The organism is Desulfobacterium sp. N47 (assembly GCF_051233685.1).
In the GTDB taxonomy this organism is placed as follows: Bacteria; Desulfobacterota; Desulfobacteria; order Desulfobacterales; family RPRI01; genus RPRI01.
Map to the genome: position 1 here is coordinate 1 of NZ_JBAMMY010000323.1, position 19202 is coordinate 19202.

Genomic DNA, 19202 nt, shown 5'->3' on the forward strand with positions numbered 1-19202 from the left:
CGTAACATGAAAGAACACCCGTGATTTGCTCTTTATATCGTTCGGTAATCAACATACTAAACCTCCATGCTAAAAATGTTACACTCATTTTAGCATGGTTTAACTAAAAATTCTTGGTTCCGGCTTGTCCGGGTTAGGTAAACAGTTTGACACTTCTATACGGCGCTCGGAATGGATTATTGATCAGATAATGGCATTAAAGGAGATAGTATGATCAGCCAGACCGCAACTGTACCATGTCTTGTGGATACTATTGGAGATATTGTTTCTCAAAGTCGCTTATACCAAGAGATCACTGATGATTTATTAGTGAATCAAAAAAACAGAATAGATTCAGTTAATACAATTTCTGAGAGAGAAGGAATTGATGTTAAAGACATTTTCCCGGCAACTCTTCCAAAACCTCAAGAAGTAAGATATTCGTTTTCAGTTTTACAAGAATGGGAAGGTTATGTAGTATCAATTTCTAGCGAAAATTTTACAGCGCGGCTCGTGGATGTAACCAAAAATTGCTCGATAGAAGATGAAGAAGCTGATTTCCTTCTGGATGATTTAGCAGATACTGATCGGTCAAGAATTTGTCTGGGCGCTATCTTCCGCTGGACAATCGGTTATCGTCGCAGTCAGGGGGGAACAAAAGACCGTTCCTCTCGTATTGTGTTTAGAAATTTGCCTGCTTGGACAAAAAAAGAGCTCGAAAAGAACCGGCGAGATGCGGCTGAATGGGCAAGTGAATTGAATAACGAATGATTGAGATTCCTCCCAATTTGGATCAGATTGAACTTACTCTCTTTGGCCTTGGGTATGGCGAAAGCGCCGTAGTTCACTTGGGAGAAAATCGTTGGATTGTAGTAGATTCTTGTTTAGATACAAATACAGGTAAACCAGCAGTTCTTGAATACTTCGATAGAATCGGTGTATCTGCTCATGAAGCTGTTCGCCTAATCGTCGTTTCTCATTGGCATGACGATCATGTGCGTGGTCTAAGTAACATAGTTTTATCTTGTCCAAATACCCCCGTCTGTTGTTCCTCAGCTCTGACACAAAGCGAATTTTTATCATATATATTGGATTACGGAAAAATAATGACTCAGACTGAATTATCTGGTGTCAGCGAGATTAAACGCACATTGCAGATACTGAGAAGCCGTAGACCAATAAAAAGGGCACTTGCAAATCGAGTTATTTTAAACTTGCCAGCCGAAGGCAATGCTGAGTCGTGTGTAGTAACGACATTATCTCCTTCCGATAAAGAATATGACATTTTTATTCGCGGAATACTTGATTTGATGCCTCAGGCCCGGCAAACGAAAAAGCGCGCACCGTATCTCCGTCCTAACCATGCCGCAGTAGCCCTTTGGATAGAAACTGGTACTGTTAAAATATTACTAGGTTCAGATCTTGAGGAGAAAGGCGACCCTTCGACTGGGTGGTCAGCAATTGTTCAATTTGCGGAGCGCCCACAAGGTCGTGCCTCTATATATAAAGTACCTCATCATGGATCATCAACTGGACATCATGATAAAGTATGGTCCGACATAATGGCCCAACTCCCAATTGCGGTTCTTTCGCCTTTTTACCATGCTGGGAAAAAGGTGCCCACAATTAAAGATATGGAACGAATCGTGACTTTTGCCCCAGAGAGCTACATTACTACGCGGGATTCCATACCGAAGAGCAAGAAACGTTACGCCTCATCTGTTGAACGTACCATTCGAGAAAGTGTTGGGAAAATCCGAACTGTCCAACCTCAAATGGGGTGGGTTCGTTTACGGAACGCTGGGAAATTTAACCCACATCGTTGGGATGTAAAATTGTCTCCCACCGGATCTCGTTTAAGCGCTTTAATTGAGGCGCGCCGTTAAAGAAAATTTGTGAGGATCATGCGCAGGTTTCCAATTAAACGACCGATCGAATAAATAAAATTATCCAACCACAAAATTCAGCCAACTGAATGAGTGTCATATGTAGTTCTATAAGTACTCGGTAGCGGCTGATTTTGGCATTATGTTTTGGAATCTATAAATATGATAAATTCCTTTGCTGATATTCCTCCAGAATCAGGCGAAATTGAATTTTCGATTGAAAGACCGCCTGTTTCTCTCCAATCAAATGGGGATCGAAAGCGAGAGTTTAAAGAGCACGTAGCTGCAAAAGTGGAAAAGGTAGGTTTTCTATTATCTGGTGATGTAAGTGTACGAATACAATGGAATGTTCACGAACAAAAGAGATACGAAAATAACACTTCTGCAGATGTAGATAATATTGTCAAACCATTGCTTGATGCCATATGCGGACCAAACGGAATATTAATTGATGATAATCAAGTTCAAGCAATAGAATGTTTTTGGATAGATTCATATGAATACAATTGGGAACAAATTGATATTCGTATTAAATTCATGCCAGATGAATATTTGCCGAAAAATGGTCTTGCATTCGTGTGTATGGATAAAAATATTTGCATTCCTTTTTTGAAAAATCGTCGTCCTGAAGAACAAGTACTTTTTATTTCTGCACAAGAGCGTAAGTTGGCTTTGCGTGATGAAATGATGAAGAACGGAATGAGTTATTATGAAAGCAAAGATGTGATGTCTGTTCAGAGATTTTTTCATAAATCAAGGCTTCAAGGATTCGATATAGAAGACTTGATTGAGCTAAAGAGAAAGGTTAGTATTTCATAACATCAGCGTTCTGTCGGCCTCACTTCGCTCACCGTAGACGCCAGCGTTACTTTCTTTCTATCAGTAATAAACATTTTTCAAAGAACCAGGTAGTATTTGTTTGTAGGTGTAAACAGAGAAGAATCAGTGTCAAACCAGATTTGTGATTTAAGCATTATGTATTGATCCTGAAGACCTTTTTCCACCGAAAGCCTGTTTGTCATCATCTTAACACGCTGACTGACAGCCGAATATGTCAATCCGAAACGATTTCTGATTTCTCTGTTTGAAAAGCGTTCTGTTTTCCACAATAAATAGACCAATAAATCGCGTTTGTCTTTGTCATCCGCACTAATCCTTTTTGCCATACAGGTGAATTTCAAATTTAATCCCAACATATTGGAAGTGAAATGCAGCAGAGAATCAATATCAAAATCTCTAAAAATGCTGTTTTTCTGAGGCAGCTCACTATCTTTTCGGCCAATCAAGAAACCGAGCCCTGAGTATCTGCGAAACATAGCGGCTTAGAAATGCCAGTTTTCTGAACTTTCTCATATCGGGCGCTACTGATATCGACAAATTTCTTGAAACGAAAACGAACAGACCAGCTTGACAACACATCAAACATGATGTATATGGTAAATGTAGCGTGGAGGTGTGCTTGTACAATATAGTCTTTTATACGGCTGAGCGAGGCGATTCACCGCTTGATGATTTTCTTAATAAGTTAGACAAAAAGTCACGGGCTAAAGTGGCTGCGTATCTGTCACTCTTGGAGGAGCAAGGGCCGAACCTCAAGCGGCCCTATGCTGATATTGTCAGGGGTAAAATAAGAGAGTTGAGAATACATTATAGATCGAACCAGTTCCGCATTCTCTATTTCTTCCAGATGTTTGATCAGATTGTGTTGGTAAATGCATTTTCCAAAAAAACGCAGCAACTGAAAGAGAAGGATATTGACTTAGCGGAGAAACGCATGGAGGATTGGATGCAAAGGTTTCCTGCGAGAGGTGAAATATGAAAAAAGGCAAAGTTCGGACATTCCAAAGCAGATTACGGGAAGACATCAAAGATCCCGAGTTCAAAATACATTACCAAGAAGAGAGGCAAGCTCTAAAACTAGCAATGAAGATTGCGGAGCTCAGAGAGAAGAAGGGTTTATCGCAACGGCAACTGGCAGAGCTCATGGGAACCAGCCAACAGGCGATTTCGAGAATCGAGAGCGGCGAGTATGAGGGCTTCACGCTCAAAACTTTGGAAAAGATCGCCGAAGCAACTGGGATGCGGATTAAAATTGAGTTCGTTGCTGCATAATCTGTCAGCTGTATATTTTTCTTAAATTGGATGTTATGCCAGAAGCCTCCTATTGAAACCGAGCCGAAATCAAGCCGCCTAATCCTTATGATTTCACCGGCAAATGTGTTTTTCGACATAGTATGTATTTGGCTGCTATACAACTCCATGTTCCGATGATTCTCCTTATTTAGAATCTATGCATGCTTTCAACCGGCAATATCCAATTCTTTCCCCTTGTCCGTTCTGAGCATTTATAGGTGAAACCGAGGTGCGAATTCTAACCATTTTTCACGGTGATGTAGCATAGCCAAAAAAAGTCCGGCATGCATATCGGAAGCGGAATCTGATCCTATAATACAAGAAATGGCTGGTGACACATTACCAGCCATTTACTTCTTTATGCTGTTCTGTGGGCATGATATAATTTACTGTTTAAAATAGTTATAATCAATTAAACATGGTCTATAATTTGTCGCCCATAAAAAGCGGTCGCCGCTTAGTCAATTATAATTAATAGCTTTGATAGCAAAGCATTTCCATAATTGAGTTATTTTTTAACCTTTTATTTATATTTATTCCGAAAAAATCTTCTAAAGGCTTAAATATTTCGGGATTGTTACTTTGTACCTTTGTTAAAATTGCAAGAACCTTTTCAAGCCCGTTTTGTGTCAATTTGCCAAGTGGCCTTCTGCATCCTCCTGAAGGCATGCCAAGAATTGTCATTGCAGCCTTAATAGCAAGGGGATTTCTTGCTCTGCAAACCACTTCTCCATAAGGTGTCTTTTCCATTGTTTTAACGGTAACAAGCTCAAAAAGAGGATCAAGAGCGGTTTTATGCTTTTTTGCTTCAGACAGGTTTCCCTGGATAAGGGCATTTACCATCTGCACAATAGCCTTTGGTGCAATATTGGTTATAACTGAAATTACACCTGCAGCATTTATTTCAGGATCAGTCATCATATCATAAGTCAAACCGTCATCCCCTGAAAGGATAGCATAATCTGTACCGCAACATTTTCTTGTCCGCTTCATATTTTCAATGTTGCCCGTTGCTTCTTTTACAGTATCTACATTTTTATAATTTTTGTACAGAAGAGCTAAATCTTCAGGCAGCAGTTGGGTTCCGGTTCTTCCCGGAATCACATACGGTATGATATGGATATCAGGAAAAGCGGAAGCTACTGGTTCAATATATTCTTTCCTTATTTCAAGAGAGCTGGGCCCGTTATAATAAGGGTCAACAAGCAATACGGCATCGACTCCAACATTTGCAGCATGTTTTGTTGCCGCAAGCGCCTCTTTTGTATTATTGCTGCCTGTTCCGGCAATGCACATGCAATTACCTTTGGATTTTTTTGTAACTTCTTCTATAATTCCATTATGTTCATCCCAGGTGAGTGTTGGGCTTTCACCTGTTGTCCCAACAGCTAATATCCCGGTTATTCCGTTAGCAATCTGGAAATCAACAAGTGTTGAAAGACCATCATAATCGACAGAATTATTCTTAAATGGTGTTGCAATGGCAGTAAAACATCCGGTAATCATAAAATCCTCTTTAAAGTGTCTTTACAAAATATTTGTTAATCTTTTGTTAATAATAAACGATGGGCTTTAAAAAAATCCATCAACAAGCCGAGATAAAATAAGTTCCTGCCCAGAGCTATGGCGGAAGTATTTTAATTTAATCCAAACAGAGGGATAGCATAAATACTTTTCCCAGGATTTAAAAGATGTTTTTTGAAATATTACGTAAGCATCATAGCTGCTGTTTGCGTTTTTACTTGACAATATTACTTTTGCATAATAACCCCTAATAAAAAAATCTCAAGGATATAATTATGGCAAAAGCAAAAAATGTAGATGAATATATTGAACAGCAACGGATGGCTATTGCATCAAACCCTGATTGCGGAACATCCCATTACAATCTTGCAGTGGCTTTGATAGGTCAAAAAAACTTCGATGAGGCCGAGAAAGAGCTGCATGATGCAGTTGGCTGCAGCCCCAGCCTTGCTGAAGCCTATGTCCAGCTTGGAGGCCTTTGCCTGCAACGCGGTGATCTTGACGGTTGTCTGCATTATAACACACAGGCGATAAATTCCCGGGCTGGCTTTTCCGAAGGTTATGGGAATATAGGTTTTATTCATCTCCAAAAAGGTGATCTTGACAAATCTATTGCTGCTTTAAGGAAGGCTATCATATATAACTCGAATTTTTTACAGGCATATACTACACTTGCTAATGCCTATCTTATGAAAAACCTTGTCGTGGAAAGTATAGAAGCAAATCTGAAAGCTATTGAAATTGAGCCAAATTTTGCTATCGCCCATAATAATCTTGCAATTGCCTATATGCAGAATGACCAATTTGACAAAGCAGTAGAGCATTGTGATATGGCAGTAAAACTTGGATATCCTGTGGCACCGGAAATTTTAAAGGAACTTGAACAACACAGGTAATCACCAATTGTCGATATGTCCAAACCCTCCGGTTAAATATTTCCTGTCGGATCAGGATCAACTGATCAAACCTGACAGCGAGCTCTGGAATGTGCCGCTGCCTTCAAACAGAAATAATGCTGAAATAAAATCCTGCAGAGATAAGTCTCATTCTATTACATACGGAGATTATTTTGAAGCTGCCGGTGATTTTATTAGGCAAAACAACTATGAGTTTATATTAAACGCATTATCTTTTTCGAAGCAGAAGATATGCCTTGAGCGTATAAATGAAATACGGATTTTGCTGGAAAAGCATGGCCGGTTTTATCATCCTGCAAAGGTTGTAGTTGTTACAGATAGTTCCAAAACCCCGTTTGTTTTAAATGTTGCCATATCCGAAGCAGGCATTGAATGTGCAGGAAATGAATACATAACTTTACAAAGACTTCACAAAAAAATTCCCAATGATTTTATTCCGTCTGTTTATGGATTTGATAGTCTTGTGTCAAAAAGAAACAATCTTCCAATCAGCATGTTTCTTGCCCGGTGGTTTGAAGGATATAATGAATTTCATATTTCTAAAGACCCAAAAGATGGCGAAAATAAAATAATTATATGGGACCATGTCAAAGGCAATCAGTTTATCTCAAAAGATTATGCCGCAGAGATATACAGGCAGGCTGCTATGATCATGACCTTTTTTTATGATATCTATACATTTGAGCAGATATTTCCATGGCATCATGCGGCTGGTGATTTTGTTGTAAAGATCACAGATAACAAGCCGGATGTAAAACTAATAACCGTAAGACAATATGCTGCTTTATACTCAACAGATAACAATACAAACAGTATGGCTGCAGATCCTGACTTGATTTTTGAAGGATTGCTCATGTTTATTATAGTCCTTTCAATCAGGATGCGCCTTGACAGATTGGATGGTACAGGTGATATCGTATGGGCTGATAAAGAAGCGGCCGAAGGAACAATAAAAGGCTTTATGGATGGGATTTTTCTGAAAAGTAAATCAAATATGATTCCATTTGATTTTAATCATAAACTGATGGATTATCTCTTATCCTATTCGGAAGTTCAATTGTTTGAACTATTGAAAATTATAACAAATTCATTTAACCAGTCAGCGCCGGATATAAAGATTATCAGCAGTAATCTATCCGTGCATTCCGGTGAATTATACCATGCAATAAGCAAGTTATGAGTTGTTTGTTAATCCAATGCAGCAAAAACTGACTGAATATATTGTAGAGTGTTTATTTAAAGAATGCTGCTAAATCAGGAATATATAAATTCTTTAATGTTTAAAATAATATCGGGATATAGATATTCCTTTTTTATTGACAAGAAAAAATAATAATTTTATACGATAAATTCTTTCGAGATAATAATATTTAAAATAATATTTTATATAAAACTATAAATATGCTGGAGCGAGGGGAGGTGAGCGCAGAGGCTTTGGTTATAAAGTTTGTTGTTCTTTGTTTGTATATTTAGTCATAATAATAACATGGAGGTAAAACAATGAAACATAAGACCCCTTTGTTGGATCAGCTTGAAACTGGGCCATGGCCAAGCTTTGTATCTGATCTAAAGCAAGAGGCTGAAACAAGAGCGAAAAATGTAAAAGGCGTGGATTTCCAGATTCCGGTGGATGCTTGCGAAGATCTGTTGGGAGTATTGGAACTTTCATATAAACATAAAAGAACTCACTGGAAACACGGTGGAATAGTAGGCGTTTTCGGCTATGGCGGCGGCGTTATAGGAAGATACTGCGACCAGCCTGAAATGTTTCCCGGTGTAGCGCATTTTCATACAATGCGTATAAGCCAGCCGGCCGGCAAATTCTATACAACAAAATATTTAAAGGAACTTTGTGATCTGTGGGATCTTCGCGGAAGCGGCGTTACCAATATGCACGGATCAACCGGTGATATTATTTGGATCGGTACGACAACTCCACAGTTGGAAGAAATCTTTTTCGAATTGACACATAACCTGAATCAGGACCTTGGCGGTTCCGGTTCAAATTTAAGAACTCCTTCCGATTGTGTAGGTCAGGCACGGTGCGAGTATGCATGTTTTGATACCCAACATTTATGTCATACTCTTACAAACGACTATCAGGATGAACTTCATCGCCCTGCTTTTCCATATAAATTTAAATTCAAATTTGACGGCTGCCCAAACTGCTGCGTTGCTTCAATAGCACGTTCCGACATGTCTTTTATAGGGACATGGCGCGATGACATCAGAATTGACCAGAAGGAAGTTAAAGCCTATATCAACGGCGAATATAAACCAAATGCAGGCGCTCATTCAGGACGCGACTGGGGTAAATTTGATATTCAAAAGGAAGTCATTGATCTTTGCCCGACAAAATGTATGCGTCTTGAAGGCGGTAAGCTTGAAATCAACAACAGAGAGTGCACAAGATGCATGCACTGTATCAATGTTATGCCTCGCGCTTTAAGAATCGGCAATGACAGAGGACTTTCAATACTTGTCGGAGCCAAGGCTCCGATCCTTGACGGCGCTCAGATGGGTTCTTTGCTTGTTCCTTTTATTAAAGCTGAAGAACCTTATGATGAAATCAAGGAAGTTATAGAGTCTATTTGGGATTGGTGGATGGAAGAAGGAAAAAACCGTGAAAGACTCGGTGAGCTGATTAAACGCCAGGGTTTCCAGAAGCTTCTTGAAATGACAAATATAGAGCCGATGCCGCAGCATGTTAAAGAGCCCAGATCCAATCCTTATATCTTCTGGAAAGAAGACGAAGTTGAAGGCGGCTTTTCACGTGACATTAACGAATTCAGAAAATATCATCAGAGATAGGGGGTAAAGACTATGGCATTTATATCCTCAGGTTATAATAAAGACAAACCGATGGAAAACAGAATAACAGACATCGGCCCGAGAAAATACGATGAGTTCTATCATCCGATAATTGCAAAAAATAAGGGCAAATGGCTGTATCATGAGATTCTTGAACCGGGTGTTCTGGTTCACGTTTCAGAAACAGGCGATAAAATTTTTACAGTAAGAGTCGGTGGTTGCCGGCTTATGAGCAACACACATATCCGCGAAATCTGCGAAATTGCAGATAAGCATTGCAGTGGATATTTAAGATTTACCACCAGAAACAACATAGAATTTTTTGTTGACAGTCTGGATAAAGTTGCTGTTTTGAAGAAAGATCTGGAAAGCAGAAAATTTGCCGGCGGAAGTTTTAAATTTCCTGTCGGCGGCACAGGCGCCGGAGTAACCAATATAGTTCATACACAGGGATGGATTCACTGCCACACACCTGCAACCGATGCTTCAGGGCCGGTAAAAGCAACTATGGACGTTCTTTTCGACGATTTCAAAAGCATGAGATTGCCTGCTCATCTGCGCGTTTCTCTTGCATGCTGCCTTAATATGTGCGGCGCTGTTCATTGCTCTGATATCGCTATTCTCGGATATCACCGCAAACCGCCTATGATTGACAATGAGTATCTGGATAAGATGTGCGAAATTCCGCTTGCAATTGCCGCATGTCCTACAGCAGCCATCAAACCGGCTAAAGTTGAAATTAATGGGGCAAAGCTTAACAGCGTAGCAGTAAACGCCGAAAGATGTATGTTCTGCGGTAACTGTTATACGATGTGTCCCTCTATGCCTCTTGCTGATGATGTCGGCGACGGTATAGTAATCATGGCCGGCGGCAAGGTTTCAAACAGAATCAGCACCCCGAAGTTTTCTAAAGTTGTAGTTGCTTTTCTTCCCAACGAAACACCACGTTGGCCACAGACAACTGCTGTAATCAAGAAGATGGTAGAAACTTATGCCAATGATGCAAATAAATATGAGCGTCTTGGAGAATGGGCCGAAAGAATCGGCTGGGAAAGATTTTTTGAGAAATGTGATATTCCGTTTACTCATCATCTCATTGATGATTTCCGTGATCCGGCTTATTTCACATGGCGTCAGACAACGCAATTTAAGTTCTAGTAGTTTTTAACATAAAACCGGGGTATTAATTACCCCGGTTATACTATTTATGAGGCCATAAAATGGATGAAGAAGCTTTAAAAAAGACAATAGTAGAAACTCTTGAAGGCAAAAAAGGAAAATCCAAATTTTATCTTAAAGATTTCTACGCAATGGCCCCGGATGAAAAACCGAGAGCTGTAAAAAATCTGGTAAATAAAATGGTAACTGAAGGAACTCTTGAATACTGGTCAAGCGGAAGTACTACTTTGATTGGTCTCAAAGGCATAGGCAAACAAGCTCATGCCGAAGATGAAGATTAGATTTAATATTTGATGCCGGATAATATGGATTTTCCAAGAATAGTTATTTCCGCTATAAGAGGCGGAGCAGGAAAAACCATAGTATCCACCGGCATAATTTCCGCTTTAAATGTTGCCGGAAAACAAATATTTCCTTTCAAAAAAGGTCCTGATTATATTGATGCGGGCTGGCTTGCCCTCGCTGCAGGCCGGCCCTGCTACAATCTGGATATCTTTCTTACGCCTGTTGAGCAGGTTCTAAATTCTTTTTATTCCCATTCTGTAAATTCGGATTTGTCGGTTATTGAAGGAAACCGCGGTCTTTATGACGGTATAGATGTAGAAGGAACCACAAGCACTGCGGCTCTTGCAAAGCTTTTAAAAGCGCCAGTTATTTTATGTATGGATTGTACAAAAAGCACACGAACAATTGCTGCGATTGTGCTGGGCTGCCTGCATTTTGATCATGATATTGATATTAAGGGTGTGATCTTAAACAGGGTCGCCGGATCAAGACATGAAAATATTTTGAGAAAAAGCATCGAGCATCATACCGGAATATGTGTGCTTGGTTCCATACCAAAACTTGGAAAACAAAATTTTCCGGAAAGACATATGGGTCTTGTTCCAACTCAGGAACATAAATGGGCAGCTGATTCTGTGACTGCTGCTGCTCAAATGGCTAAAAAATACATAAATCTTGAAATGCTTGTTCAGATCGGTTCCAATGCCCCTGATCTTCCACAAATCAATGCAACAGACAAAATAACTGAAAAAACAAATGATGAATTAACAATATCTTCAAAAGACAAGCCCAGGATAGGTATAATTAAAGATTCCGCTTTTCAGTTTTATTACCATGAAAACATTGAGGCACTTATTTCTGCCGGTGCACAACTGGTTTATATAAGTCCTCTTTCCGATAAAAAGATCCCGGATATTGACGGATTGTATATCGGAGGCGGCTTTCCCGAAACACATGCAAAAGAGCTTGCTGAAAATATTTCTTTTAAAGAAAATCTGAAATCACTGGCGCTTGAAGGCCTTCCGATTTATGCCGAATGCGGCGGGCTGATGTATCTGGGAGAAGAACTTGTCTTTGATGGCCAGACCTATGCCATGGCAGGTGTTCTTCCTGTAGTTTTTGGGTTTTCAAAAAGACCGCAGGCTCATGGATATACTGTTTCAGAAGTTAAAGAAAAAAATCCTTATTACGAGATAGGAACCAAAATCCACGGGCATGAATTTCATTATTCAAGTGTTCTTAAATGGGATGGTGATGAAAAAGACCTTGCGTTTTGTTTGGAAAGAGGATCAGGACTTATAAAAAACAAAGACGGCATTATTTTCAAAAACGTTCTCGCCACATATACCCACATTCATGCATTAGGTACACCCGCCTGGGCAAAAGCCATGATACGAAATGCTATCAGGTACAGGGAAAATAAAGTTTGACTGCTTCTTAAATTACAAAAGTTACAACTTTTTTTATTAAGAAATATCTTGACTTCTTAAAAGTTCGCATATAGAGAAAACCAAATAAGTCAGTAATGTAGCAGAAGCTGCAGATACATAGATATAATATTATTCGCTGACAACCGGCGGATATAGAATAATAAAAGCCACGAAGGCTTGTTCTTCCTTAAAAAGGGAGGCCTCTTCGTGGCTTTTTTATTTGGCTATTGCTATAGCATTATAACATACTGTATTTTCTAATAATAAATTTAAAATTATCGGAGCAGGGAAGCTTTTGGCGAGGATTCCCCGCTCCGAAGGAGCGATAGCGGCTACAGACTTTACGCCTGCTAATGGGATTAACCGTCACCCCTTTTTTTATTATATCAGAAAAGGAGGTGAAAAGTAAATATTAGGGAGATAAAAGATAAAAAATGTTTTTGAGAATTTTGCTGATATGCGGCCTCATATTTTGCCGTTCGAATGTTTTTGCTCATGAACAAAAGACAGCAGAAGCTGAGCAGGTGCAAAGCGATAGAAAAACTGAAGCAAAGTCCGACCCAAAAGATTCCGTTTCATTGGAAGAAATTGTAGTTACGGCAACCCGAACAGAAATAGACGTGGCATCGACGCCAGGAGATGTTCATGTTGTCACAAAGAAAGATATTGAACAAAGAAATATCAAGTCTGTTGATGAGGCTTTAAATACTATGCCCGGTGTATTCAACCGCCGAGGCAAGGGGCTTATGGATACACTTGCAAATATATCCCTGCGAGGTATTCCCGGGGCAAACAGAACACTTATAATGAAAGACGGCATGGTTCTCAATGACGCTTACACAGGTGATGTCACATGGGCAGGCATGAGCACGGAAGACATTGAGCGTATTGAGGTTGTAGAGGGTCCATTTTCGAGTCTCTATGGCGGCTATGCAATGGGCGGTGTAGTAAACATCATCACAAAAATGCCTGAAAAACGAGAGGTCACACTCAAAAGCGGCTATGGCACGAGCTGGCATAGCGGTGAGGCTATGGACGATTTCCGGAGAGACTATCTTTCCTGCGGAGATAAGTATAACGATGCGCTCAGTATCTTTGTAAGCTATGGCTATCAGACAACAAACGGCTTTCCCACAGACAGCAATGTGCAAAGCTCAAGACCGGCTGCAGGTATCACAGGCTGGTCATATACTACAGATAATAAGGGAAATACACGGTACCTGATCGGCGACAAGGGCGACAACCGCTGGTGGGATGATGCGCTGAACATCAAAACAGGATATGATTTTTCCCAAACCGCAAAAATGACCGCTTCTTTTGAGCGAACCCGCAATGAGTACAACCGCGATGAGCCTCATACCTATCTGAAAAATGCCGCCGGCGCTCCGGTTTATTCCTACGGTACTGTTCGTGAAAATTCTTTTGTAAGCGGCAACGGAGGGAAGGAGACAAACAAGTATGTCGTAAATTTTGAAGCAGAAATAGGCACACTGAAAACCAAGTTGAATACCGGATTGGTGGATGCTGCAAAAAACTGGTACACAACGCCGAATTCATCGCTGCCTTATGCAACCATTTACGGCGGAGGCGGCAAACTGTCAAGCACTCCCTCGCAGAACTACTATTCGGACGCTCAGTTTACATTTCCTGTCTTAAAAAGTCAGATACTTACTTTGGGCGGTTCATTCAGGCACGGCAAAGCAGATACAAAAGAAAATAATCTCAGCAACTGGAAAGATGAGGATTCGAAAACGAATCTTACATACACCGCCGGAGGCAAGGATTATTCGTATTCGCTCTTTGCACAGGACGAGTTTGAGATTATTGACAATCTGACCGCATATTTAGGGGCAAGGCAGGACTGGTGGGAAACGCAAGACGGTTATGCCAACCAGATCGGAAGCGCAGGCTACCCGAAAAACTTTGACTCGCGTTCCGATTCATCCTTCAGCCCCAAATTTGCTCTTGTCTATAAACCTTTCAACATCACTACTCTGCGGACTTCCGTCGGTAAAGCATTCCGGGCGCCTACTGTCTATGAGCTTTATAGAACATGGACATCTTCAACAGGTGTAACCTACATGAGCAATCCTGACTTGAAGCCGGAAAAAAATACAAGCTGGGATGTAAGTATCGAACAGGGGCTCTGGAAGGGGGCGAAAGTAAAGGTTACATATTTTGAAAATTATCTTAAAGACCTCATCTATCTCAGAACAATTACTTCGACTCTTAAGGAGTATAACAATGCAGGGAAAGCGGAAAGCAAAGGCGTTACGGCAGAGATAGAACAGCGGTTCGATAAATGGCTTCGCCTTTTTGCCAATGAGACTTATACGGATGCAAAAATCAAAACAAACATCGCCAATCCTGCTTCGGAGGGAAAAAGGCTTACCCAGATGCCGGAGTATATTTTCAATGCTGGAGCCGAGATAGAGAAGGGTCCAATTTCAGCTATGCTCACCGGAAGTTATGTCAGCAAGCGCTATGGTAGCGATGACAACTCGGATCGGACGGACAATGTGTATGGCTCGTATGATCTGTATTTCCTGTTAAACGGCAAGATTGCTTACAAGCTTGCCGAATTTGCAACAATATCCTTTTCGGTGGATAACATTTTAAACCGCGATTACTACGCGTACTATAAATGCCCGGGCCGTTCATGGTTTACCGAACTGGCCATAAGGTTCTGATGAAAAGAATATCAGCTTGCGTAATAGTACTAACCTTTCTGACGGCGGCGGTTTGTTCGGCTGCCGCCGTCACATATAAGGACAAACTCGGAAAACAGATTACAGTGACCACTCCGGTTAAGAGAGCGGTTTTTTTCGAGACCTATGAACTATCGGCAGCGCTCGACGTCTGGAATAGTATCGCCGGAATCAGCAGGTACGCGTATGTAAACGATCTTATGCTTGCGCTTAAGCCCGATATAGCCAAAAGCATTCCTTCAGCCGGAAGCGGGTCAGATGTGAATATTGAGATGCTTCTCAGGCTAAGGCCTGATATTGTTCTTACATGGACATTCAAGCCAGAGACTGTAAAATTTATGGAAGAAAAAGGGTTGAAAGTTATAGCCGTATATCCTGAATCACTTTCTGAGCTTTATGAGGTAATGCGCTTTCAGGGCAGATTGTTTTGCAAAGAAAAAAAGGTTGAGAGCGTTATTTCGCAAATGGAAAAGATATTTACCCTGATAAGGGAAAGGGTTTCAAAAATTCCTGTTAACAGACGGAAAAAGGCAATCTGGCTTGGCGGTAAACCCACCACTGTGTCCGGAGCCATAGGAGTTAACAATGATATATTTTTACTGATAAACAGTATTAATCCTGCGTCTGCCTCTGTGAGGGACAGAAGTGCTGATGTTCCAATAGAGCGGATAGTCGCATGGAACCCGGATGTCATATTCATATGGGGGAGCGCAAAGTACGGAGCTGATGACATACTCGGTAATTCGCAATGGCGGTATGTAAGCGCAGTAAAAACCGGCAGAGTATTCAAGGCGCCCAAATGGTCCACATGGTCTCCGCGGCTTGCTGTAATTGCCCTTTGGATGGCAGCAAATATCTATCCCGAAGATTTAAGAGATGTGTATCTGGAGAAAACAGCAGAAAATTTTTACCGTTCGGTTTACGGTATTTCATACAGGAGCGTGAACCGGATTGAAAAATGATAAAACAGTAAAACTACTTATAATGATTTCACCGTTTCTGGCTGCCTGGATTGCCGTTTTTATAGGGGCTTACGGCGTATCGCCGTTTCTTGTGCTAAAAATTCTTCTGAATGAAATCATTTCACTGCCTGGCTTTCAAGATATTCCGGAAAAGGCGATTGTTCTGGATATCCGGCTGCCAAGAGTCATTCTCGCCGGTCTGGTGGGCGTCGCTCTTTCCGGTTCCGGGGTCACGCTTCAGGGGATTTTCCGCAATCCCCTGGTGGATCCGTTTATTCTTGGCGTTTCGGCAGGCGCGGCCTTTGGTTGCTCGTTGACGATTGCATTTCTGCCGTTTTTGCCGATTCAGATCATGGCGTTTGTATTCGGCATAGCCTCTGTCATTCTTACTTACGCCATTGCCAGAACGCAGGGGGAAGTGTCGCGCTTGCCGCTCATTCTATCCGGCGTGGTAATTTCCGCATTTTTTACCGCACTGGTATCTATCGTCAAATTTCTGGTGGATCCCCACAAACTACAGAACATCGTTTTCTGGTTGATGGGCAGCTTTTCCCTGGCGGACTGGCGGATGATAAAAATCAGCGCAGCCGGCATCGTCGCCTCCCTTACGCCGGTGTATCTCATGCGGTGGCGAATGAACGCCATGAGCATGGGAGAAGAAGAGGCCAAGTTCCTGGGCATTAATGTCCGAAGGGACCGGATGATTTTTCTGATTTCTTCCACACTGGCTGTGAGCCTTGCTGTGTCGGTCAGCGGCGTCATCGGCTGGGTGGGGCTAATGGTTCCCCATTTGATACGCATGATGACCGGCCCCGACCATAAAAGTCTGGTGCCGCTCAGCATGGCCGGAGGCGCCACCTTCATGATATTTGCCGATACGGTGGCCAGAAGTCTGACAAATTTTGATATTCCGGTAGGAATCATCACGGCGCTAAGCGGCGCGCCGTTTTTTGTATATCTCATGAAAAAAGGCGGGAAAGAGAGTTGGGGCAAATGATCGAGATCAAAGATATCCATTTTCAACATCCCTCTGCAAAGAAACCGGTGCTGAACGGCATCAGCCTGACGGCTGCGGCCGGCAAACTGACGACCATTCTCGGTCCGAACGGATGCGGCAAGACAACCCTTTTTAAATGCATTGCCGGTCTCTGGAAGCCGGAAAAAGGGGATATTGTCTTTGAAGGCGGCAGCATTCTTGATTATGGTCATGACCGGCGGGCAAAAGTGATTGCCGTGGTGCCGCAGGAGCACGAGCCCCCGTTTCCGTATTCCGTATTTGACGCGGTGCTGATGGGAAGGGTGGCTCATATCGGCATGTTTACCACCCCTTCAAAAAAGGACATTGCAAAAGCTGAAGCGTCGATTGAAGAGGTTGGCATCGGACACCTGAAGTCCAGGGCCTATACCAAAATCAGCGGCGGCGAACGGCAACTGGTACTGGTCGCCCGCGCCCTTACCCAGGAATCGCCTGTCATGCTTTTTGACGAACCGACTTCCCATCTGGATTTCAAAAATCAGGTCGTCGTTCTCATGAAGGTGAAGGAGATCATCCTTCAACGACAGGTGACTGCGCTGATGACCATTCATGATCCCAATCTGGCCATGCTTTTTTCAGACAGCGTGGTTCTTGTGAACGAGGGCAGTGTTGTGTCTCAGGGCGGCGCTCATGATGTTATCAGCGAGGCCAACCTGGGCGCCGTATATGGGATAGAAGTAGAGATTGTCAGCGTAAACGGCACACGGGTCGTAACACCGAAACTCAAAAGCAAAGGATTAATATGATAACTGTTTCTGAATTGACCAGACGCTATGGCGCTGCTGAAAAACAAATCACAGCGGTTGACGGTATTTCTTTTACGGTTGAGCAGGGAACCGTCTTTGGGATTCTTGGCCCCAACGGTGCTGGAAAAACAACCCTGATCAAGATGATGACTACTCTTTCGCGACCGGATGCGGGAAGCTGCGCCATCGGCGGTTTCGATGTAGCAATCGACCCTTTGTCAATAAAAAAACTGATCGGCGTCGTTCCACAGGAAAATAACCTCGACCGGGAACTTACGGCTTACGAAAATCTTCTGATCTACGGAATGCTTCACCATGCTTCAGACTTGCCCGGAAAAATTGAACGCATCCTGAAGATGGTTGAACTTTGGGATCGAAAAAATTTTGTTGTCTCCAAGTTTTCCGGCGGGATGCAAAGACGGCTTCTTATTGCAAGGGCGCTTCTCACCGAGCCTGCGGTGCTCTTTCTGGATGAACCCACAATTGGGCTGGATCCCCAGATTCGAAGGCAGCTCTGGGATGTTATCCGTAAAACACGGATAGATGGCAGAACGGTGATCATCACAACGCATTACATCGAAGAGGCTGAACTGCTCTGCGACAGGGTCTGCATTGTTTCCAAAGGAAAGCTCATCGCAATCGACAGTCCGGAGAATCTGAAAAAGACAGTCGGTGAATATGCGGTGGATGTGATCGGCGCCGACGGCAAGCTGATTCAATTCATGTTTAAAACACGGGATGAGGCGCACGAAAAGGCAAAACAGCTCCAAAACGGCGTCACCATCCGTCGATCCAATCTGGAGGATGTCTTTATGAAACTGACGGGAGGAAAAATCGAATGAGGTTCATGGAATGGTACCCGGTTTTTCTCCGGGAGATGTTGCTTTTCAAGCGAAAACTGCTCAAACTCGGTTATCTTTTTTCGGCCATGATGGTGCCGATTATTTATCTGGTTACCTTTGGTCTTGGGCTTGGCAGGAACGTCCGCATGGGTGGCGCGGATTATCTGACCTACCTGATTCCCGGTCTGGTGGCTATGAGTTCGATGACCAATTCCTATACCTGGGTTGCCAGCACACTTAACCTGGACAGGCTCTATTTCAAGACTTTTCAGATAACCGTTCAGTCGCCCATTCGTTCTTCAGCAATTATGATCGGACATGTACTTGCCGGCATGGTCAAGGGGCTGTTTGCATCGGGGCTGATCCTTCTGGTCGGTTTTATCGCAGCCAAGGGATTTCATATCACGGCATTGTTTATCGTCACACTACTGTTAAACGGCTTTATGTTCGCAAGCATGGGCGTTATCGTCGGCATGGTTACCAAGTCCCATGAAGACACATCCACATACAACAATTTTTTCATCATGCCGATGTCGTTTTTCAGCGGAACTTTTTTCCCGGTGGATCGCATGCCCGGTTTTCTTAAGGCCTTAATTTCCGTTCTTCCGCTGACCCATACCAATATTTTGATCAGAAAGAGCGCGCTGGATGCCGGAGGGGTAGTATCTCTTGCGGTGATAATAACATATGCCGTGATATTTTTCATATGCGGGTCGCGGCTCATCAAAAGGTATAGTGAATGATTTGCGAGTTCATCAATATTT

19 protein-coding genes are annotated in these 19202 nt (G+C 42.3%); 17 read left to right on the forward strand and 2 right to left on the reverse strand.

All coding sequences use genetic code 11. The features are described 5' to 3' along the window. Nucleotides 1–210: 210 nt before the first annotated feature. From VXK47_RS20460 to VXK47_RS20470, 3 genes are all read left to right on the forward strand, one after another. On the forward strand, nt 211–750 hold the full coding sequence (locus VXK47_RS20460; RefSeq protein ID WP_435550641.1) for a hypothetical protein: 540 nt from the start codon (nt 211–213) through the stop codon (nt 748–750). Next, entirely contained in the window at nt 747–1865 is a 1119-nt protein-coding gene (locus VXK47_RS20465; RefSeq protein WP_435550642.1) for a hypothetical protein, read from the forward strand. The genes VXK47_RS20460 and VXK47_RS20465 overlap by 4 nt, the downstream gene beginning before the upstream one ends. 162 nt (nt 1866–2027) lie before the next feature. Further along, the gene (locus VXK47_RS20470; protein ID WP_435550643.1) at nt 2028–2684 is read left to right on the forward strand and encodes a RusA family crossover junction endodeoxyribonuclease; all 657 of its coding nucleotides are present in this window, start codon (nt 2028–2030) and stop codon (nt 2682–2684) included. Nucleotides 2685–2761: 77 nt separating this feature from the next. On the opposite strand, the gene VXK47_RS20475 is transcribed toward VXK47_RS20470, so the two are convergent. Beyond that, nucleotides 2762–3031: a hypothetical protein gene (locus VXK47_RS20475; protein ID WP_435550644.1), complete on the reverse strand. Its 270-nt coding sequence runs from the start codon at nt 3029–3031 to the stop codon at nt 2762–2764. A gap of 293 nt (nt 3032–3324) precedes the next feature. On the opposite strand from VXK47_RS20475, the gene VXK47_RS20480 reads away from it, so the two are divergent. Then, nucleotides 3325–3684: a type II toxin-antitoxin system RelE/ParE family toxin gene (locus VXK47_RS20480; RefSeq protein ID WP_435550645.1), complete on the forward strand. Its 360-nt coding sequence runs from the start codon at nt 3325–3327 to the stop codon at nt 3682–3684. Then, the gene (locus tag VXK47_RS20485; RefSeq protein ID WP_435550646.1) at nt 3681–3977 is read left to right on the forward strand and encodes a helix-turn-helix transcriptional regulator; all 297 of its coding nucleotides are present in this window, start codon (nt 3681–3683) and stop codon (nt 3975–3977) included. The genes VXK47_RS20480 and VXK47_RS20485 overlap by 4 nt, the downstream gene beginning before the upstream one ends. A 492-nt stretch (nt 3978–4469) precedes the next feature. Here VXK47_RS20485 and dapA read toward each other — a convergent pair whose 3' ends face one another. Further along, entirely contained in the window at nt 4470–5504 is a 1035-nt protein-coding gene (gene dapA, locus VXK47_RS20490) for a 4-hydroxy-tetrahydrodipicolinate synthase family protein (RefSeq protein ID WP_435550647.1), read from the reverse strand. Between the two features lie 293 nt (nt 5505–5797). Between dapA and VXK47_RS20495 the strand changes: the two genes are divergently transcribed. The 12 genes from VXK47_RS20495 to VXK47_RS20550 all read left to right on the forward strand — a co-directional run bounded on the left by VXK47_RS20495 (nt 5798) and on the right by VXK47_RS20550 (nt 19181). Further along, on the forward strand, nt 5798–6418 hold the full coding sequence (locus tag VXK47_RS20495; protein ID WP_435550648.1) for a tetratricopeptide repeat protein: 621 nt from the start codon (nt 5798–5800) through the stop codon (nt 6416–6418). A gap of 7 nt (nt 6419–6425) precedes the next feature. Continuing rightward, nucleotides 6426–7619 carry a hypothetical protein gene (locus VXK47_RS20500; protein ID WP_435550649.1) on the forward strand — a complete coding sequence of 398 codons (1194 nt, stop codon included), beginning with the start codon at nt 6426–6428 and terminating at the stop codon, nt 7617–7619. Between the two features lie 320 nt (nt 7620–7939). After that, nucleotides 7940–9250 (forward strand): dissimilatory-type sulfite reductase subunit alpha, encoded by a 1311-nt coding sequence (dsrA, locus tag VXK47_RS20505; protein WP_435550650.1) that lies wholly within the window; start codon nt 7940–7942, stop codon nt 9248–9250. 12 nt (nt 9251–9262) lie between these two features. Then, nucleotides 9263–10408: a dissimilatory-type sulfite reductase subunit beta gene (gene dsrB, locus VXK47_RS20510; protein ID WP_435550651.1), complete on the forward strand. Its 1146-nt coding sequence runs from the start codon at nt 9263–9265 to the stop codon at nt 10406–10408. Between the two features lie 62 nt (nt 10409–10470). Continuing rightward, nucleotides 10471–10710, forward strand: coding sequence for a dissimilatory sulfite reductase D family protein (locus VXK47_RS20515; RefSeq protein WP_435550652.1), 240 nt, complete (start codon nt 10471–10473; stop codon nt 10708–10710). Nucleotides 10711–10734: 24 nt separating this feature from the next. Beyond that, nucleotides 10735–12144 carry a cobyrinate a,c-diamide synthase gene (locus tag VXK47_RS20520; RefSeq protein ID WP_435550653.1) on the forward strand — a complete coding sequence of 470 codons (1410 nt, stop codon included), beginning with the start codon at nt 10735–10737 and terminating at the stop codon, nt 12142–12144. A gap of 434 nt (nt 12145–12578) precedes the next feature. Beyond that, on the forward strand, nt 12579–14834 hold the full coding sequence (locus VXK47_RS20525; RefSeq protein WP_435550654.1) for a TonB-dependent receptor: 2256 nt from the start codon (nt 12579–12581) through the stop codon (nt 14832–14834). After that, on the forward strand, nt 14834–15814 hold the full coding sequence (locus VXK47_RS20530) for an ABC transporter substrate-binding protein (protein WP_435550655.1): 981 nt from the start codon (nt 14834–14836) through the stop codon (nt 15812–15814). Before VXK47_RS20525 ends, VXK47_RS20530 begins: the two co-directional genes overlap by 1 nt. Beyond that, nucleotides 15804–16811: a FecCD family ABC transporter permease gene (locus tag VXK47_RS20535; protein WP_435550656.1), complete on the forward strand. Its 1008-nt coding sequence runs from the start codon at nt 15804–15806 to the stop codon at nt 16809–16811. The genes VXK47_RS20530 and VXK47_RS20535 overlap by 11 nt, the downstream gene beginning before the upstream one ends. Then, nucleotides 16808–17596, forward strand: coding sequence for an ABC transporter ATP-binding protein (locus VXK47_RS20540; RefSeq protein WP_435550657.1), 789 nt, complete (start codon nt 16808–16810; stop codon nt 17594–17596). Before VXK47_RS20535 ends, VXK47_RS20540 begins: the two co-directional genes overlap by 4 nt. After that, nucleotides 17593–18438 (forward strand): ABC transporter ATP-binding protein, encoded by an 846-nt coding sequence (locus VXK47_RS20545; RefSeq protein WP_435550658.1) that lies wholly within the window; start codon nt 17593–17595, stop codon nt 18436–18438. Before VXK47_RS20540 ends, VXK47_RS20545 begins: the two co-directional genes overlap by 4 nt. After that, complete coding sequence (locus VXK47_RS20550) at nt 18435–19181, forward strand: ABC transporter permease (RefSeq protein WP_435550659.1); 747 nt, start codon at nt 18435–18437, stop codon at nt 19179–19181. The genes VXK47_RS20545 and VXK47_RS20550 overlap by 4 nt, the downstream gene beginning before the upstream one ends. The last annotated feature ends 21 nt before the right edge of the window (nt 19182–19202 follow it).

Coding starts and splice junctions, on each gene's coding strand:
- VXK47_RS20460 (WP_435550641.1), top strand. CDS start 211: ATGATCAGCCAGACCGCAACTGTACCATGTCTTGTGGATACTATTGGA.
- VXK47_RS20465 (WP_435550642.1), top strand. CDS start 747: ATGATTGAGATTCCTCCCAATTTGGATCAGATTGAACTTACTCTCTTT.
- VXK47_RS20470 (WP_435550643.1), top strand. CDS start 2,028: ATGATAAATTCCTTTGCTGATATTCCTCCAGAATCAGGCGAAATTGAA.
- VXK47_RS20475 (WP_435550644.1), bottom strand. CDS start 3,031: ATGGCAAAAAGGATTAGTGCGGATGACAAAGACAAACGCGATTTATTG.
- VXK47_RS20485 (WP_435550646.1), top strand. CDS start 3,681: ATGAAAAAAGGCAAAGTTCGGACATTCCAAAGCAGATTACGGGAAGAC.
- dapA (WP_435550647.1), bottom strand. CDS start 5,504: ATGATTACCGGATGTTTTACTGCCATTGCAACACCATTTAAGAATAAT.
- VXK47_RS20495 (WP_435550648.1), top strand. CDS start 5,798: ATGGCAAAAGCAAAAAATGTAGATGAATATATTGAACAGCAACGGATG.
- dsrA (WP_435550650.1), top strand. CDS start 7,940: ATGAAACATAAGACCCCTTTGTTGGATCAGCTTGAAACTGGGCCATGG.
- dsrB (WP_435550651.1), top strand. CDS start 9,263: ATGGCATTTATATCCTCAGGTTATAATAAAGACAAACCGATGGAAAAC.
- VXK47_RS20515 (WP_435550652.1), top strand. CDS start 10,471: ATGGATGAAGAAGCTTTAAAAAAGACAATAGTAGAAACTCTTGAAGGC.
- VXK47_RS20520 (WP_435550653.1), top strand. CDS start 10,735: ATGGATTTTCCAAGAATAGTTATTTCCGCTATAAGAGGCGGAGCAGGA.
- VXK47_RS20525 (WP_435550654.1), top strand. CDS start 12,579: ATGTTTTTGAGAATTTTGCTGATATGCGGCCTCATATTTTGCCGTTCG.
- VXK47_RS20530 (WP_435550655.1), top strand. CDS start 14,834: ATGAAAAGAATATCAGCTTGCGTAATAGTACTAACCTTTCTGACGGCG.
- VXK47_RS20540 (WP_435550657.1), top strand. CDS start 16,808: ATGATCGAGATCAAAGATATCCATTTTCAACATCCCTCTGCAAAGAAA.
- VXK47_RS20545 (WP_435550658.1), top strand. CDS start 17,593: ATGATAACTGTTTCTGAATTGACCAGACGCTATGGCGCTGCTGAAAAA.
- VXK47_RS20550 (WP_435550659.1), top strand. CDS start 18,435: ATGAGGTTCATGGAATGGTACCCGGTTTTTCTCCGGGAGATGTTGCTT.